We start from the raw sequence: 16185 nt of genomic DNA on the forward strand, positions 1-16185 counted from the left end.
GGGAGCATCTGTCATGTTTACTTACATCACCGTCGGCATCAACGATCTGCCCGGCGCCATCCGCTTCTATGATGCTGTCCTGGCGACGCTCGGCATCGAGCGCCGTGAAACGGACGAGAACGAGGCGGGTTATGCCACCGCCGGCGATAGCCGCTGCCGGTTCTGGATCAATCATCCCTTCGATCGCCGCGCGGCAACGGTGGGCAATGGCTCCATGCCGGCCTTCGAGGCGTCTTCGCGCGCGGCAGTCGATGCGTTCCATGCCGCAGCAATCGCCCATGGCGGCACGGACGACGGCGCCCCCGGCATTCGCCACTTTCACCCCAATTTCTATGCCTGTTACGTCCGGGATCCCGACGGCAACAAGCTTTCGGCGCTTTGCGAGCGACCGGAATAGTCACTTGACGTTGATCGTCTCGTCTTCGCTTGTCCGCCGGTAGCCGGAGACGGCCGAGCCGACATCGCGTGGCAGGCCGAAGAAGGGGACGACCGCAAACAGCGAAAGACCCGCGACAATCGCAAACGCCAGGTGGAAATCACCGAGCGACAGGCCCTCGCCGGACATCCGCGTGCTGGCCTCGAGGATCGAGGCAGCGGCGGCGACGCCGAGCGCCAGGCTCACCTGCTGCAGCACGGAGGTAAGCGAGGTCGCCTGGGAGGCGGCGCGATCCTCGATCTCCGCATAGCCAAGAGTGTTCACTCCTGTGAAGAAGAACGAGCGGCAGAAACCGCCGACAAGCAGGATCGCCATGATCAGAAGAACAGGTGTCGCCGGTGTGAACAGCGCATTGGCAGCCGTCGTCAGCGCGCCAAAGATGCCGGCCATGATCAGCACATTGCGAAAGCCCAGAGCGGCAAAGGCACGTCTTGCGATAAACTTGGTGGAGATCGCCCCGACGGCGGCAATGAAGGTGATCATGCCGGATTCGAAGGCGGTCATGCCGAAGCCGAGCTGCAGCATGAGCGGCAGCAGGAAAGGCGTGGCACCGGCGGCGATGCGGAACAGCGTGCCGCCGACGATCGAGGCGCGGAAGCTCCTGTTGGCAAAGAGGGTGAGGTTCAAAATTGGTGCGGGATGTCGCCGGGCATGCAGCACGTAGAGGATCATCGACAATATGCCGATCAAGGTTGCGATGGCTCCGACCCAGACGGGCAAAGCCGGCAGGCTCATCACCGAAAGGCCGAAGACCAGTCCGGATGCCGCCACCGCACTCAGGAGAAAGCCCTTCCAGTCGATCCGCGCCGTCTCGACCGGCTCGATCTCGGGAAGGTAGACGCTGGACAGCCAGAGGCCGAGGAGACCGATCGGGAGATTGATCAGGAAGATCCAGTGCCAGCTGAAGAATGTCGTGATGAACCCGCCGACCGGCGGCCCGGTGATCGGGCCAAGCAGGCCGGGAATGGTCAGCAGCGCCATTGCGGAGACCAGTTCGCTCTTCTTCGTGGTGCGCAAGAGAACGAGACGTCCGACCGGCGTCATCATTGCCCCGCCCATACCCTGCAGGAAGCGGGCAGAAACGAAGGTAAGAAGCGAATCGGAGATGGCGCAGAACAGCGAACCGAGCATGAAGACGACAATCGCCGCCCGGAACACCCGCTTGGCGCCGTAACGATCCGCCATCCAGCCGCTCGCGGGAATAAAGATCGCTAGCGCCACCATATAGGAGGTGAGTGCGAGCTTCAGCGTGATCGGCCCCACGCCGAGATCGGCCGCGATCGTCGGAAGGGCCGTGGCGATCACGGTCGAGTCCATCTGTTCCATGAACAGGGCTACGGCGAGAATAAGCGGTGTGATGCGATTCATCGGCATTCCGGAAGATGTCGCGACTGCGGCCGGTCTTAAGCGTCACATAGCGCAGACAAGCCCGGGTTGAAACCGCCGATCGCCAGCGAAACGGACCCCCAAGGAAGCGAGGTTCCCGTCGTCTGGATCAGAAAGCATCACGATGGTGTGAGACCGCTACCCGCCGCCCGCCTTTCCCCTATGTCGTGGTGAGCCTGCGCAGGGCCTGGGCGAATTTTGTTTGAGGAGATTGCGATGATTTCTATGAAAAGACGTATGCTGCTCGGCGGTGCCGGTGTAGCACTGGCGGCTCCCATGATCATGACGCGTGCTGCTGTGGCGCAGCAGTCGGGTGCGGAGACCTCGATGAATATCGACCATGCAATGCCGCCGGAAACGCACCGCTTCAATGTCGGCAAGTTCGAGGTCGTGGTGGTCAAGGATGGCGCGCGCCCCTCGGAAAATCCGCAGGAAACCTTCGGCACCAACCAGTCGCCGGAAACCGTGGGCGCGCTGCTCGAGGCAAACTTCCTGCCCTCCGACAAGTTCGTCAACAGCTTCGCCCCGGTGCTGGTCAATACCGGTTCCGACGTGATCCTGTTCGACACCGGTCTCGGTGAGGGCGGACGTGCAAACGGCCTCGGTCGCCTGGTTGAAGGCCTGACGGCTGCCGGCTACAAGCGCGAAGATGTGACAACTGTAGTGCTCACCCATATGCATGGCGACCATATCGGCGGCTTGATGGAAGGTGGCCAGCCGACCTTCCCAAATGCGCGTTATGTGACGGGCCAGGCCGAATATGACTTCTGGGCCGATCCGGCCCGCGTCGGAACACCGGCCGAGAACGGCCACAAGGGTGTGCTCGCCAATGTCCAGCCGATGGCCGAAAAGATGACCTTCATCGGCGACCGTGGCGAAGTGGTCTCCGGAGTTACCGGCATGGCGGCCTTCGGCCATTCGCCGGGCCACATGATCTACCGCCTGGAGTCGGAAGGTCGCCAGCTGATTCTAACGGCTGACACCGCGAACCACTTCGTGCTGTCGCTGCAGCGTCCGGATTGGGAAGTCCGCTTCGACATGGACAAGGCGGCAGCCGCAGCCACCCGTGCCAGGGTCTTCGACATGCTGGCGACAGACAAGCTCGCTTTCCTTGGCTACCACATGCCGTTCCCGGCCGTCGGTTTCGTCGAGAAGGTCGACCAGGGTTATCGCTACGTGCCGAAGGCCTACCAGTTCGATATCTGAGCCTGATCAGGGGCCGCGCCAAGGTGCGGCCCCTTTATTCTGAGGTTCACTGACCGGCGAAGATTTCGTCGGTGGCCTGCTCGATGAACTGATGGATGCGGCTGTCGAGGTCGGCATCGCTCACAGCGACACCTGCCGAGGAAAAGTCCTGGCGCAACTGTTCAAGCAGCCGATGCGGCTCGACGACCTGCTTGACGGCAACGGTGCGCGCATAGGCTTCGACATCGTCGAGCCCCATCGTATAGGCAGCCCATCGGCCGACCATCTTGCTGCCGCGCACGCGGGCCTTGAACTGGATTTCCGCCTGGCGGGCGAACTGGTTTTCGAGTGCCTGAGCACGCTTCTTCAATGCAGTCATTGTCGATCCCCTGGTCTTCTTGTTCTTGGTTGTGCCCCCAGCCCCGAGAGCAGACCCGTTATATAAGCAAGGGCTTCAAGGACCGTGTAGCGGGTCGATACAATTCTAACGATCGCGGATTTTTCTGTATTGGCGAAGCCTCGATCCGCGACCTGGGAACTTTGCCAGCTTTTGCTATTCCTTTCCTGTCATGAACGTGTTACCAGCCCTCGCCAACTTCCAAGCATTTCATGCAGAAGCGACCGAACGGGATTTCTCGTTTTCCGGCCGGATTCTGCCTATTCAAACGAAGGAATTGGCAATGGCACGCATCGTAATGTCGGCAACTGGCGCAGAAGCGCTCACCTTTGACGACGTCCTCCTGCAGCCGGGGCACTCCGAAGTGATGCCGGGGCAGACCAACATCGCGACGCGGATTGCCCGGGATATCGACCTCTCCCTTCCGATCCTCTCCTCCGCCATGGATACCGTCACCGAAAGCCGGCTGGCGATCGCCATGGCCCAGGCCGGCGGCATCGGCGTCATCCACCGCAACCTGACACCCACCGAGCAGGCTGAAGAAGTCCGTCAGGTCAAGAAGTTCGAAAGCGGCATGGTCGTCAATCCGGTGACCATCGGCCCAGAGGCAACTTTGGCGGAAGCCAAGGCGCTGATGGGCGCACACGGCATTTCCGGTATTCCGGTTGTCGAGGGTGCAAGCCGCCCCGGTCGCCTCGTCGGCATCCTGACCAACCGCGACGTGCGCTTTGCGTCTGACCCGAGCCAGAAGATTTACGAACTGATGACCCGCGAGAACCTCGTGACGGTCAAGGACGGTGTCGATCAGCAGGAAGCCAAGCGCTTGCTGCATTCGCACCGCATCGAGAAGCTCCTCGTCATCGACAATGAAGGCCGCTGCGTTGGCCTGATCACCGTCAAGGATATCGAGAAGTCGCAGCTCAACCCGCATGCCGCCAAGGATGCCCAGGGCCGCCTGCGCGTCGCCGCTGCCATCTCCACCGGTGATGATGGCGTCGAGCGCGCCGAGCGCCTGATCGATGCCGGCTGCGACGTGATCGTCGTCGATACCGCCCACGGCCATAGCCAGAAGGTCCTGGATGCCGTTGCCCATGTAAAGAAGATGTCGAACGCCATCCGCATCATCGCCGGCAACGTCGCCACGAGCGAGGGCACCCGTGCGCTGATCGATGCCGGCGCAGATTGCATCAAGGTCGGCATCGGCCCGGGCTCGATCTGCACTACCCGCGTCGTCGCCGGCGTCGGCGTGCCGCAGCTCGCAGCTGTCATGGCCGCCGTCGAAGAAGGCAACAAGCACGATATTCCCGTGATCGCCGATGGTGGCATCAAGTTTTCCGGCGATGTCGCCAAGGCGATTGCCGCCGGCGCCTCGGCCGTCATGGTCGGCTCGCTGCTCGCCGGCACGGATGAAAGCCCCGGCGAGGTCTATCTCTACCAGGGCCGTTCGTTCAAGGCCTATCGCGGCATGGGCTCCGTCGGTGCCATGGCCCGCGGCTCGGCAGATCGCTATTTCCAGGCGGAAGTGCGCGACACGCTGAAGCTCGTGCCGGAAGGCATCGAAGGCCAGGTTCCCTACAAGGGTCCGGTCTCGGCCGTGCTGCACCAGCTCGCCGGTGGCCTGAAGGCCGCCATGGGTTATGTCGGCGGCAAGGACATCAAGGACTTCCAGGAAAAGGCGACCTTTGTGCGCATCTCCGGCGCCGGCCTTCGTGAAAGCCATCCGCATGGCGTGACCATCACCCGCGAAAGCCCGAACTACCCGGGCGCCGCGTGATCCTGGAACGGAGACCCGGACCGCGCCGGGCGCCGCTCCTCTGGGCAAGCGGCGTCCTGTCGGCTGGGCTGCTTGCCTGGATGCATATCGGCTTCGCACGACCGTTCGCTGGATTGACCGGCGGACGGGCCATGCCCGACCTGGATATCGAGAGCACGGGGCAGGGGCTGCTCGCGCTGAAGTCGCTTCTGGAGACGAGGCCGGAAGCGGCCGAACTCTTGCGCGCCATGCATCTCGGTCCCGACCTCCTGCTACCGGCGGTGCTTGGCGTGTTTCTCTTCCTGCTGATGCGACAGGCCGCGCCGGGTGCCAGCCTCTACGGACGCGCGGCCGAGCGTCTGCTGCCGGCACTGACGGCTCTGCCCGTGGCCTATGTGGCAGTCGACTATGCCGAAAACATCCTGAGCCTGATGCTCTTTCCCCCCGCTATGCCCGCGCCGGGCACCGCAGACCTTTTTGCGGAAGCCATCTCCTGGCTCACGCGTCTGAAGTTTGCCGCTCTCGTCATTTCGGGCATCCTCATTCTGCGGCTGACGTTTGGTCCGAAGCCCGCAATCGAGCCCTGATTCCTCCGCTGCATCAATTTAAGGACGTGATTTTCCATGACCGGTTTTGAGATGTTCTGGCCGCTGATGGCCCATGCCTTCCTCGTCTTCTGCCTCTATGCCCTGCTGGTCATGCGCCGCGCCTCGGTCGTCCGTTCGGGCAAGGTCGAGCGCATCGCCTTCCGCGAGAACCTGGCCGAACCAGAGGAAAGCAGGGTGGTGAACAGGACAATCGCCAACCAGTTCGAGCTGCCGGTCCTGTTCTATGCACTCTCGGTGCTGCTCTTCATCACCGAGGCCGACAATATCGTTGCCGTTGTTCTCGCCTGGATCTTCGTCGCAGCACGTTACGTTCAGGCCGCAATGCAGCTGATCGGCAATCTGCCGCTGCGCCGCCTGTTCTTCATGGTCGGGTTCGCGACGCTATTCTTGATGTGGCTGTGGCTTGTCGTCTGGATGGCCACCAGCTGACGACTTCGCCCTTCACGGCAACGTGTCTGGGCGCTCCGTGCCTCGGCCCTATCTTGGCGTGGCATCCCATCCATCCCCCGAGGAGAGTGTCATGTCGAAGCCCGAAATCACGCAAGGTATGATCGATGCCTATGACGAATACACCCACCTGACCCTCGATCGCCGAGGCTTCATGCAGAAGCTGACGGCGCTCGCCGGCTCCGGTGCCGCCGCCGCGGCCATCATGCCCATGCTCGCCGCTAACCAGGCAAATGCCGCCATGGTCGAGGAGAACGACGCGCGGCTCGACGTGTCGGACGTGACCTATCCCGGCGCCTCCGGCGAGATGAAGGGATATCTGGCGATCCCGAAGGATGCCGCCGACCGGCTGCCCGCCGTGATAGTCATCCACGAAAACCGTGGCCTCAACCCGCACATCCGCGATGTCGCCCGCCGCATGGCACTCGAAGGTTTCGTCGCACTCGCCCCCGATTTCCTGTCGCCCAATGGCGGCACGCCCGCCAATGAGGACGAGGCGCGCAACATGTTCCAGTCGCTGGACATGGCCGGTGCCACGGCCAATGGCGAGGCGACACGCGCCTTCCTCGCAGGCCATGAGAAGACCAATGGCAAGGTCGGTGCGATCGGCTTCTGCTGGGGCGGCGGCATGGTCAACCGCATGGCGGTCGCCTCTCCGGAGCTTGGCGCCGGCGTCGCCTATTACGGCTCGCAGGCCCCTGCCGATCAGGTGCCTGCGATTAAGGCGCCGCTGATGTTGCACTATGCGAGCCTCGACGATCGCATCAATGCCGGCATCGACGCCTACAAGGCAGCCCTCGACGCCAACGGCAAGACCTACGAGCTGCACATGTATGAGGGCGTCAACCACGCCTTCAACAACGACACCTCGTCTGCCCGCTACGACAAGGCCGCCGCAGACCTTGCCTGGTCGCGCACTATCGAGTTCCTCAAGAAGAACCTTGCCTGATCGGATGGGGGGGAGCGTCGCGCTCCCCCCCATCCATGACATTTCGATGAAATCTCCCTGCCTTTGACACCGATCAAACCGCTTAACCTCTCCTGCGCCTAGCTTGCCCTCAATTCGCCGGCACACGCGCCGCGCGCAATCAAGCGAGGGAGATTGACATGGCATCGATGATGAAGGCTGCGGTGGTCCGCGAATTCGGCAAGCCGTTGGTGATCGAGGAAATGCCCATCCCGGATCCGGGCCCCGGCCAGATCCTGGTGAAATACGAGGCGACGGGCGTCTGCCACACCGACTTGCATGCCGCCAATGGTGACTGGCCGGTCAAGCCCAACCCGCCATTCATTCCAGGCCATGAGGGTGTCGGCTATGTTGCGAAGCTCGGCTCCGGCGTCTCGCGCATCAAGGAAGGCGACCGGATCGGCGTGCCGTGGCTGCACACCGCCTGCGGCTGCTGCTCGCCGTGCCGCACCGGCTGGGAAACGCTCTGCGGCAGTCAGCAGAATACCGGTTATTCGGTCAACGGCACCTTTGCCCAATATGGCCTCGCAGATCCCGACTATGTCGGCCGTCTGCCGGACAATCTGGAGTTCGGCGCCGCCGCTCCCATTCTCTGCGCCGGTGTCACCGTCTACAAGGGCCTGAAGGAAACCGAGGTGAAGCCCGGTGAATGGGTGGTCATCTCCGGCATTGGCGGCCTCGGCCACATGGCGGTGCAATATGCCAAGGCCATGGGCATGCATGTGGTCGCCGCCGACATTTTCGAGGACAAGCTGAAGCTTGCCAAGGATCTCGGCGCCGATGTCGTCGTGAACGGCACGGCGGCAGATGCGATCGAACAAGTGCAGAAGGCGACCGGCGGGGTGCATGGTGCGCTCGTCACCGCGGTTTCGCCCAAGGCCATGGAGCAGGCCTATGGCTTCCTGCGCTCCAAGGGCACCATGGCGCTGGTCGGTCTGCCGCCCGGCTTCATCTCGCTGCCGGTCTTCGAGACGGTGCTGAAGCGCATCACGGTGCGTGGCTCGATCGTCGGCACGCGTCAGGATCTTGAGGAGAGCCTGCAGTTTGCTGGCGAAGGCAAGGTCGCCTCCCATTTCAGCTGGGACAAGCTGGAGAACATCAACGCGATTTTCGACCGCATGAAAGAAGGCAAGATCGACGGTCGTATCGTCCTCGATCTCGCAGCCTGATTCAAAACGACAAGTCGAGGGGCGGCATCGCGTATGCCGCCCCTCGTACGTTTTCGTCCGACGCGCGGGTCAGTTGCCCGACTGGATGACGGCGACGCGCGGAAGAGCACTGGTGCAGGCCGTGTCTTCGCAGATCCCCGAGAGCCAGACCTCGCCATTGCCGATCATGACGCCTTCGGAATTGACGAAGAGATCGCCATAGTTCTGGTTCGATACGGCCTCGACGATCGTTTCGGTAAACACGCTGTCATAGCCCTCCAGCAATTCCTGCTCCGAACTATAGGTCGCCTCCTCGCCGTCGATGGTCACGGTGATCGGATAGCTGACGAGGCTGACCACGATGTCGGACTTGCCTTCCTCGAGCGCCACCTTGAAGGCGTAAAACAGCTCCTTGTAGTCTGCGACATCCCCGAGAAGGGTTTCGATCTGTTGATCGACCGAGGCTTCGTCGGCTCGCGCGACCTGGGTCGTAAGGACAGCTGCGGCGAGCGCGGCGGAAAAGAAAATGGCAGTCGATCGGATCATGTGATGTTGGTCCCCAAACAAGCTTCACCCACCTGATAATCCAGATCTGCGACGGTGCATCGCATCACTTTTGGAGGGATCTGCAATAGAGCGCGGCAATTGTGAACGCAGAGTGAAGGAGGCGGGTCTGGTTGCCGGCCTGACAGGTCGCTATATATTGCACTGCAGCAAGGTAGGGATTGTCACATGACGCAAGCAGAGACCAACGCCGCAACGGACAGGATCTTCGTCTTTCAGGGCGGTGGCGCGCTCGGCGCCTATCAGGCGGGCGCCTACGAGGCCTTGCATGAAAACGAGGTGGAGCCTGACTGGCTGGCTGGCATTTCGATCGGCGCCATCAATGCCGCTATCATCGCCGGCAGCCCGCGCGAAACGCGCATCGCCAATCTCCGGGACTTCTGGCACACCGTTTCGTCCAACCTCGATTTCGGCTGGACGGCTCAGGACAATACGCTGCGCCGGATGCAGAACGACGCCGCGGCCACGGCCGCCATGGCCTTTGGCATTCCGGGTTTCTTCTCGCCGCGTTTGCCGACCTTCCAGCAATTGTTCGCCAATCCGGATCACCGCGTCAGCTTCTACGACACCGAGCCGTTGATGAAGACGCTCGACCGTCTGATCGACTTTGACCTTCTCAACGACTGCCAGACGCGGCTGAGCCTCGGTGCAGTGGAAATCCGCTCCGGCAATTTCGCCTATTTCGACAATCGCAAGGGCCGTCTCGACGCGCGCCATATTGCAGCCTCCGGCGCCCTGCCGCCGGGATTTCCGCCAATCGAAATCGATGGCCGCTACTATTGGGATGGCGGTCTCGTTTCCAACACCCCGTTGCAGCATGTCCTGAACGTCAACGATGCCTCGCGCGATCTCGAAATCTTCCAGGTGGATCTCTTCAATGCGCGGGGCGACATGCCGCGCGACCAGTTCGAGGTGGAAAGTCGGATCAAGGAGATCCGCTACTCCAGCCGCACACGCATGAACACCGACGATTTTGCCAGGCGTCAGATTGTCCGCCGCGCCGCCAAGCGTCTCCTCGAAAAGCTGCCGCCGGAATTCCGCGACGACGAGGACGCGCAGATCCTCCGTTCCATCGGTCACGAGTATGACGTTACCATCGTTCACCTGATCCACCGCCGTGCCTCGCACGCCACCCACGCCATGGATGCGGAATTCTCCCGCCGCTCGATCGAGGAGCACTGGAAGGCAGGTTACGACGACGCCTCTTATACGCTGAAGCATTCGAAGTGGCGCAATCGTGGTCGCCCGAAGGACGGCATCCAGATCTTCGACCTCGCGCGCGAGCGTCATCTGCAACTGGAAGCCTGAGGATCGCGATCTTTTTTGTGGGGGAAGCAACCAAAGATGGGTGCTCCCTCTGCCATTAACACTTTTGCCAGACCGCTCACTTATGTCGATGACACAAGTCTGACAGCCATGATGGTTGCAGCGGATGGGGAAGAATGATGAACGACCACGCCGTGGAGGGGCGGCTGCAACTTCGCAAGAAGCCGCAGCAGGAACGAAGCATCCAGCGATTGGAGGCGATTCTCGAGGCCGCCGTCGAGCTTTTTCTCGAAAAGGGCGTCGTCGAGACAACCATGAGCGAAATCGCCTTGCGGGCCGGCATTTCGATCGGCTCGCTCTACCAGTTCTTTCCCCAGAAGCCGGCCGTCATCAAGGCGCTGCACGAACGTTTCTCGGCCCAGTTGGAAGGCTTCATCCGCCAGATCTTTGCAGAGGTGAAGACGCTGGACGAGGCGGCGGAGCGCGCTTCCGAAAGTCTGATTGAGCTTCATGCGATGTTCCGCGAGCAGCGCATCTACATGGCCTTGTGGCAGGCGATCGTCGTCGACAAGGACCTTTCCCAGTTGTCGAACGAATTCCACGAACAGCTAATCGCAAGCTTCTACCGCGATCTGGCCCATCTCGTCCCGCAAAGCGAATTCGAGCGTTTCCGGGTCAACATCAAGCTGATGATCCTTGCAACCGGCGAGGTCATTCGCTTCACCACCCAGCAGCCGGACGAAGTCGCCCGGGTTCACCTCGACCAGTGGCGCCGCATCGTACGCGGCAGCATCTTCGCCTTCTGATCCGCTTCACCAGCCGGGGATCATGTTGCCGGCGCGCAGCCGTGGATAGTAGCGCGAATAGGTCTTCGGCTCGCCGTCCATGTCGTCTTCGACCTGTGCCGGCGTAATGTTGTCCAGGCAGGCAGTGATGTGGTCTGTGATCGCATTGACGAGTGAGGTCGAAAGCCCTGGCCGCTTCATCAGGCCGATCTGCACCGGCGGCAGCGGCGGGAAGCCGTCATTGGCCGTCAGGACCTTCATGCCTGTTCGCAGGGCCGATTCCGGCAGGATCGACACCGCCATGCCGGCGAGCACCGCGGCCGCGACGACCGTCGAAGACCAGCTGGTGAACAGGATCTGATAGTCACGACCATCCGCATCCAGCGCCGAGCAGGCGAGCTGCCGCCACTGGCAGTCGCGTCGTCCGACCGCGAGTGGCACGGGCGCATCATCCTTCAGCGGATGATTGGCCGATCCCACCCAGCAGAGCGGTTCGGTCCGCACGACATCGGACTGTCTGAGCAGCGGATTGTGCGTGACGAGCGCGATATCGAGTTCGCCCTTGCCCATCTTGTCAGCGAGATCCATGGAGGGCTCGCAGACGATGTAGAGCTCTACATTCGGATGGGTCTTGGCGAAGCGACCGATGATCTCGGGCATGTAGCGGTCGGCATAGTCGTCCGGCGTGCCGATCCGCAGCGTTCCCTCGAGCCTGTTGTCGTCGAAGGCCGCGATCGCCTCGGAATTCAGCCGGATGATGCGCCGCGCGTAATTCAGCAGCTTGTCGCCATCGGCTGTGAGCCGGTTGCCCCGGCCGTCCTTGATGAACAGCTGCTTTCCGACCCGTTCTTCCAGGCGGCGCATCTGCATGGAAACGGCGGATTGTGTCTTGAAAACACGCCCAGCAGCCTTGGTGAAGCTGCCGGTATCGACGATGGCAATGAAGGTCTGCAACTGATCGATATCGAGGGGAGCCGACATGAGAGTGATCCATCAGAAGGGTTGATGGCTACCATTAGAAACATTCGTTGGACTGATCAATATCCTTTCGGCATCTTCATGATCGTAATCCTCACCGACCGGTCTCCGGCCAAGCATCCACTTCCAACCCTCGTCGCCTGTCCGCTTTCTCGCGGACGGGAGAAATTTCTCGTGCCCGCTGAAAGGAAATAGCCATGCGCACGAACGATCGGATCCTCGACTTTGACCTCGACCTCGCCGTTGACCGGCCGGCCCGGACGCTTGCCGCGCGTCTGTTCCGCCTTCAGGCCTGGATCGGATCCCTTCGCGTGGGCGTGCGCAACCGACTTGCCGCGAACAGCCTGGTCGATCTCGACGAGCGCCTTCTGAACGACCTCGGCCTCAGCCGGGGTGATGTCCAGGATGTGCTGCGTGGACACGGCTATGCTGACGATCCTTCGCAGCAGTTGACCCGCCTGGCGCGCCGCCGCGCCGAGCGATCCCTTCGCGGTCACAAGACCGATTGAGACACTCTGATCCAACCCCGCAGGGTGATAGCCAATAGCCCTGCCTCTTGCCCGGTCCGATTATTCTGGACCGGGCTTTTTTGTAAACGCTAAAATAACTATGAAGGGTGTGAAATACGAGGGGAAAAGCGACCGGAAGTAACCTGTTGCTAACGAGCGTATGTCAGCGATGAAAATGCTTGACGTGCTACCTTTTTCGGAGACCCCTCATGCGTATATCGACCAAGCTGCCCCTGGCCGCCACGCTGTTTGCCCTCGTGATCCTGAGTGCCTCCGTGGCCATCGGTCTGGTTCAGCAAAGCCGCATCCTCGATGAGCAGGTCTACCAGAAGCTGGAGGCGACAGCCGACGGTCGCCGCAACGAGGCACGCCGCTTCCTCGAAGCCATCAGGCTCGATGCCCGAGGTACCGCCGCCGACATGATGACCCAGCAGGCGCTGTTCGGCATCACCGGTGCCTGGACCAAGCTGGGTGACGATCCGGCCGGCGAACTGCAGAGGCGCTACATCGACGAAAACCCGAACCCAGTCGGTGAGAAGTACAATCTCGACAGCGCGAAGAAGGACAGCTACGACCGCGCCCACCGCCAGGGGCACGCGACCTTCCTCAAGCATCTTAAGGCGCAGGGTTATTACGACATCTTCCTCATCGATGCGGACGGCAACATCGTCTACACCGTCATGAAGGAGCGCGACTTCGGTACCAACCTTCTTAATGGTCCCTACAAGGATACAGGCCTCGCACAGGTCTTCAAGAAGGCGATCGCGAGCGACGATCCCGAGAGTTTTGCCAATTCGGAATTCGAGGCCTACGAGCCTTCTGCTGGCGCGCCCGCCGCCTTCGTCGCTGTTCCCATCATCATGAACGAGCGCAAGCTCGGTGTGCTTGCCTACCAGCTGCCGAACGATCAGCTGAACACCATCTTTGCCAATACCCGAGGCCTCGGTCAGACCGGGGAAACGGTGCTGGTCGACAAGTCCGGCATGCTGGTTTCGGACAGCCCTCGGACGGCAGACGTCGAGAGTTTGAAGGTGAGCCTGTCATCGTCGATGGTGGCCAGTGCCATCAGTGGCCAGGATGCGAGCGGCGACATCACCGGTTATCGCGACATGACGAGCTATGCCGCCGTCGTGCCGCTCGATTTCGGCGATGTCCGCTGGTCCGTCGTGGCGCTCATCGGCGAGGACGAAGTCGCCGCGCAGCTGGTCACCGCGGGCCTGAAATCAGTCGGCATCGGTGCGGTGCTCGTGCTGGTCGGCTCGCTCGTCGGCTTCATCTTCTCCCGCAGCCTCACCCGTCCGATTTCCGAGCTCGTCACCTCCATGGGACAGCTTGCCGACGGCAATACCGGTATCGACCTCAAGGGCATCGACCGATCCGACGAGATCGGCGACATGGTGCGGTCGGTCGCCGTTTTCCGTCAGGCCGAGATCGACAAGCGCCAACTCGAGGCGGAAAACGAAAGCCGGCGCACGGCCACCGAAAGCGAGCGTCACCAGCGCGAGGCAGAACGTGCCGCCGCCCAGGCAGAGCTGACCGAAGCGATCGACGTGCTCGGAGCAGGGCTGCAGCGTCTGGCCAATGGTGATCTGACCGGCACGATCCGCAAGCCGCTCGCCGGCAATCTTGACCGCTTGCGTCTCGACTTCAATGCCTCGCTCGAACGCTTGTCGGGCACCGTTGCCGCCGTGCACGGCAACGTCATCGAGATCAACCGCAAGAGCAGCACCGTCAGCTCGTCCACGGCGGACCTCAGCCAGCGCACCGAACAGCAGGCGGCCGCCCTGGTCGAGACCTCGACCGCGATCCGGCAGATCATGGATGCGATCCGCCACTCGTCGGAACGCGCCGAGAATGCCTCGCGTCTCGCTCGCGAAGCGCGGGCCAATTCCGACCGCTCGGGCGAAATCGTCGGCGGCGCCGTCGATGCCATGCAGCGCATCGAGAATGCCTCAAGCGAGATCTCCAAGATCATCAACGTCATCGACGAGATCGCCTTCCAGACCAATCTGCTGGCCCTGAACGCAGGTGTCGAGGCAGCCCGTGCCGGCGAAGCCGGCAAGGGCTTTGCCGTCGTTGCCCAGGAAGTCCGCGAACTCGCGCAGCGCTCGGCGACCGCTGCCAAGGACATCAAGGCGCTGATCACCAAGTCGGGTGAGGAAGTGGCAACCGGGGTCGGAATGGTTCGCGAGACCGGCACTGTGCTTTCCTCGATCGCAGGCCAGGTGGTGCAGATCGGCGATCACATCCACTCGATCGCCTCGGCTGCCAAGCAGCAGTCGGCAAGCCTCAACGAGATCAATGATGCGGTTGCCCGCATGGAGAACGTCACCCAGCAGAACGCACGGGCGGCTGAGCAGACCAATGCCGACATGGCGGGGCTGACCCGTGATGCCGAGATGCTCTCCGGTCTCGTGGGGCAGTTCACCCTCGAAGCAAATGCCACGACCATTCAGAACCGCTTCGCCGACCAGCGCGACACGAGCTTCGGCCGCCCTGTTCCGCCGTCAGCGCCGCAGCCGGCGCCTGTTGCCGGAAGCGCGGCGAAACCCGCAACGCGATCTTTCCTCAAGCCGAAGGTGGCACCGGCAGAAGCCGGAAGCCGTGCCGTTGCCTCTCCGGCGCGCTCGCTGATGGACAAGATCTCGATCGGCCTTGGCGCCAAGCTGAACCAGGCGAAGGACGGCAAGCCGGACGGCGAATGGGAAGAATTCTGAGCCGCTACAACAGCTAAAATGCACAACGGCGCGGGAAACCGCGCCGTTTTCGTTTGCCTGTGATGCTTCGGCCGCTCAGGCCTTGTCGACCGGAGCCTGATCGGAACGCTCGGGCGTTTCCTTGCGCGAAGCGGAAAGATAGGTGTCGAAGATCTGCTCCATGCTCTTCTGGTAGCTCTTCTGCACTTCAAGCCCGCTGTCGAACATGGTGTTGACCATGGCCGCAAAGCTTTCCTGCGCTTCCTTCTCCGGAGCCTTTGCCGGCTCTGGCTGAGCTTTCACTGCCCCGGTGGGTTGCCCGGTCATTTGCGCAGTATAGGCGGCCGCCATGTCCTGGAAGGCCTTGGTGAAGGGGTTGTCGATGAAGGGGTTGTCGATGAAGGGGTTGGCCGCTGCCTGTGGTTCCGGCTTCTTCTGTCCGCCCATCATGTCCTGGAAGGCGCGCATGAATGGATTGTCGAACATCGCCGCTGCCATTGCCGCCGGTTGGGGCTGAGGCTTCGGCTGCAGCCCGGTATTTTCCAGCCATTGCTGCATCATCGCGCCCATCGGTGTTCCGGCAAAGGCATTGGCGCCAGAGAACTGCCCGGTGGTCTGCTTGAAGAGTCCACCCATCAACGTATCCGCCATGACAGGCATCATCTGTTTCAGGATGTCCTGCCCAACGCCCGTCAGTTGGGCGGCCTGCGCGGCGATGGCGCGCGACACTTCCTTGGAGCCGAAGAGTTGCTGCAGAACCTGATTGCCGTCGGCGATGCCCTGTGGCGTGAAGGCCGAGCTCATGTCTTCGAAATATTTGGCATAGTTGCCCGAAGTCATCGCCTGGACGAGGGCTGAGAAATCGTAAGGATTGGTGGTGTTGCGCTTGAAGCCCGAGGCGAAAGCCGGCATCAGCGCCGCAACTGCCTTGGCGGCCTGTTCCTGCGCCAGACCATATTGTTTGGCCATGGCGTCCATCGCCATGCCGTTCTGCGCCTGCATCATCATGTCGAACAGTGGCAGCATGGCATTTCTCCCCGGATGCGTGCAGTTGATTCAG

At 61.9% G+C, this 16185-nt stretch carries 16 protein-coding genes; 11 read left to right on the top strand and 5 right to left on the bottom strand.

Annotated elements, in window-relative coordinates:
- The first annotated feature begins 13 nt into the window (after positions 1–13).
- The gene (locus IP85_RS05930; RefSeq protein WP_054148755.1) at positions 14–397 is read left to right on the top strand and encodes a VOC family protein; all 384 of its coding nucleotides are present in this window, start codon (positions 14–16) and stop codon (positions 395–397) included.
- Here the strand turns inward: IP85_RS05930 and IP85_RS05935 are convergent, their stop codons facing one another.
- The gene (locus IP85_RS05935) at positions 398–1804 is read right to left on the bottom strand and encodes a DHA2 family efflux MFS transporter permease subunit (protein ID WP_054148756.1); all 1407 of its coding nucleotides are present in this window, start codon (positions 1802–1804) and stop codon (positions 398–400) included.
- 234 nt (positions 1805–2038) lie between these two features.
- On the opposite strand from IP85_RS05935, the gene IP85_RS05940 reads away from it, so the two are divergent.
- A complete protein-coding gene (locus IP85_RS05940; RefSeq protein ID WP_156322758.1) occupies positions 2039–3028 on the top strand; it encodes an MBL fold metallo-hydrolase in 990 nt (329 codons plus the stop codon).
- A gap of 46 nt (positions 3029–3074) precedes the next feature.
- Here IP85_RS05940 and IP85_RS05945 read toward each other — a convergent pair whose 3' ends face one another.
- Positions 3075–3386 carry an ATPase inhibitor subunit zeta gene (locus IP85_RS05945; RefSeq protein ID WP_054148757.1) on the bottom strand — a complete coding sequence of 104 codons (312 nt, stop codon included), beginning with the start codon at positions 3384–3386 and terminating at the stop codon, positions 3075–3077.
- A gap of 301 nt (positions 3387–3687) precedes the next feature.
- On the opposite strand from IP85_RS05945, the gene guaB reads away from it, so the two are divergent.
- From guaB to adhP, 5 genes are all read left to right on the top strand, one after another.
- On the top strand, positions 3688–5178 hold the full coding sequence (gene guaB, locus IP85_RS05950) for an IMP dehydrogenase (protein WP_054148758.1): 1491 nt from the start codon (positions 3688–3690) through the stop codon (positions 5176–5178).
- 131 nt (positions 5179–5309) lie between these two features.
- Entirely contained in the window at positions 5310–5744 is a 435-nt protein-coding gene (locus tag IP85_RS05955; protein WP_156322760.1) for a hypothetical protein, read from the top strand.
- Positions 5745–5780: 36 nt separating this feature from the next.
- Positions 5781–6194, top strand: coding sequence for an MAPEG family protein (locus IP85_RS05960; RefSeq protein ID WP_054148760.1), 414 nt, complete (start codon positions 5781–5783; stop codon positions 6192–6194).
- Positions 6195–6285: 91 nt separating this feature from the next.
- Entirely contained in the window at positions 6286–7161 is an 876-nt protein-coding gene (locus IP85_RS05965) for a dienelactone hydrolase family protein (protein WP_054148761.1), read from the top strand.
- A 158-nt stretch (positions 7162–7319) separates the two neighbouring features.
- Positions 7320–8348, top strand: coding sequence for an alcohol dehydrogenase AdhP (adhP, locus tag IP85_RS05970; RefSeq protein WP_054148762.1), 1029 nt, complete (start codon positions 7320–7322; stop codon positions 8346–8348).
- A gap of 69 nt (positions 8349–8417) precedes the next feature.
- Here the strand turns inward: adhP and IP85_RS05975 are convergent, their stop codons facing one another.
- The gene (locus tag IP85_RS05975) at positions 8418–8873 is read right to left on the bottom strand and encodes a hypothetical protein (RefSeq protein WP_054148763.1); all 456 of its coding nucleotides are present in this window, start codon (positions 8871–8873) and stop codon (positions 8418–8420) included.
- Between the two features lie 186 nt (positions 8874–9059).
- Here IP85_RS05975 and IP85_RS05980 point away from each other — a divergent pair, with 186 nt between their 5' ends.
- Positions 9060–10199: a DUF3734 domain-containing protein gene (locus IP85_RS05980; RefSeq protein WP_054148764.1), complete on the top strand. Its 1140-nt coding sequence runs from the start codon at positions 9060–9062 to the stop codon at positions 10197–10199.
- A gap of 137 nt (positions 10200–10336) precedes the next feature.
- Complete coding sequence (locus IP85_RS05985; protein WP_245280813.1) at positions 10337–10963, top strand: TetR/AcrR family transcriptional regulator; 627 nt, start codon at positions 10337–10339, stop codon at positions 10961–10963.
- A gap of 6 nt (positions 10964–10969) precedes the next feature.
- Here IP85_RS05985 and IP85_RS05990 read toward each other — a convergent pair whose 3' ends face one another.
- Positions 10970–11923 (bottom strand): LysR substrate-binding domain-containing protein, encoded by a 954-nt coding sequence (locus IP85_RS05990; protein WP_054148766.1) that lies wholly within the window; start codon positions 11921–11923, stop codon positions 10970–10972.
- 194 nt (positions 11924–12117) lie between these two features.
- Here IP85_RS05990 and IP85_RS05995 point away from each other — a divergent pair, with 194 nt between their 5' ends.
- On the top strand, positions 12118–12429 hold the full coding sequence (locus IP85_RS05995) for a DUF1127 domain-containing protein (protein ID WP_054148767.1): 312 nt from the start codon (positions 12118–12120) through the stop codon (positions 12427–12429).
- A gap of 209 nt (positions 12430–12638) precedes the next feature.
- Entirely contained in the window at positions 12639–15146 is a 2508-nt protein-coding gene (locus tag IP85_RS06000; RefSeq protein ID WP_054148768.1) for a methyl-accepting chemotaxis protein, read from the top strand.
- A gap of 75 nt (positions 15147–15221) precedes the next feature.
- On the opposite strand, the gene IP85_RS06005 is transcribed toward IP85_RS06000, so the two are convergent.
- On the bottom strand, positions 15222–16151 hold the full coding sequence (locus tag IP85_RS06005; RefSeq protein ID WP_054148769.1) for a DUF937 domain-containing protein: 930 nt from the start codon (positions 16149–16151) through the stop codon (positions 15222–15224).
- Between the last annotated feature and the right edge of the window lie 34 nt (positions 16152–16185).

Origin of the sequence: Rhizobium sp. AAP116 (assembly GCF_001295785.1) — a bacterium.
In the GTDB taxonomy this organism is placed as follows: domain Bacteria; phylum Pseudomonadota; class Alphaproteobacteria; order Rhizobiales; family Rhizobiaceae; genus Allorhizobium.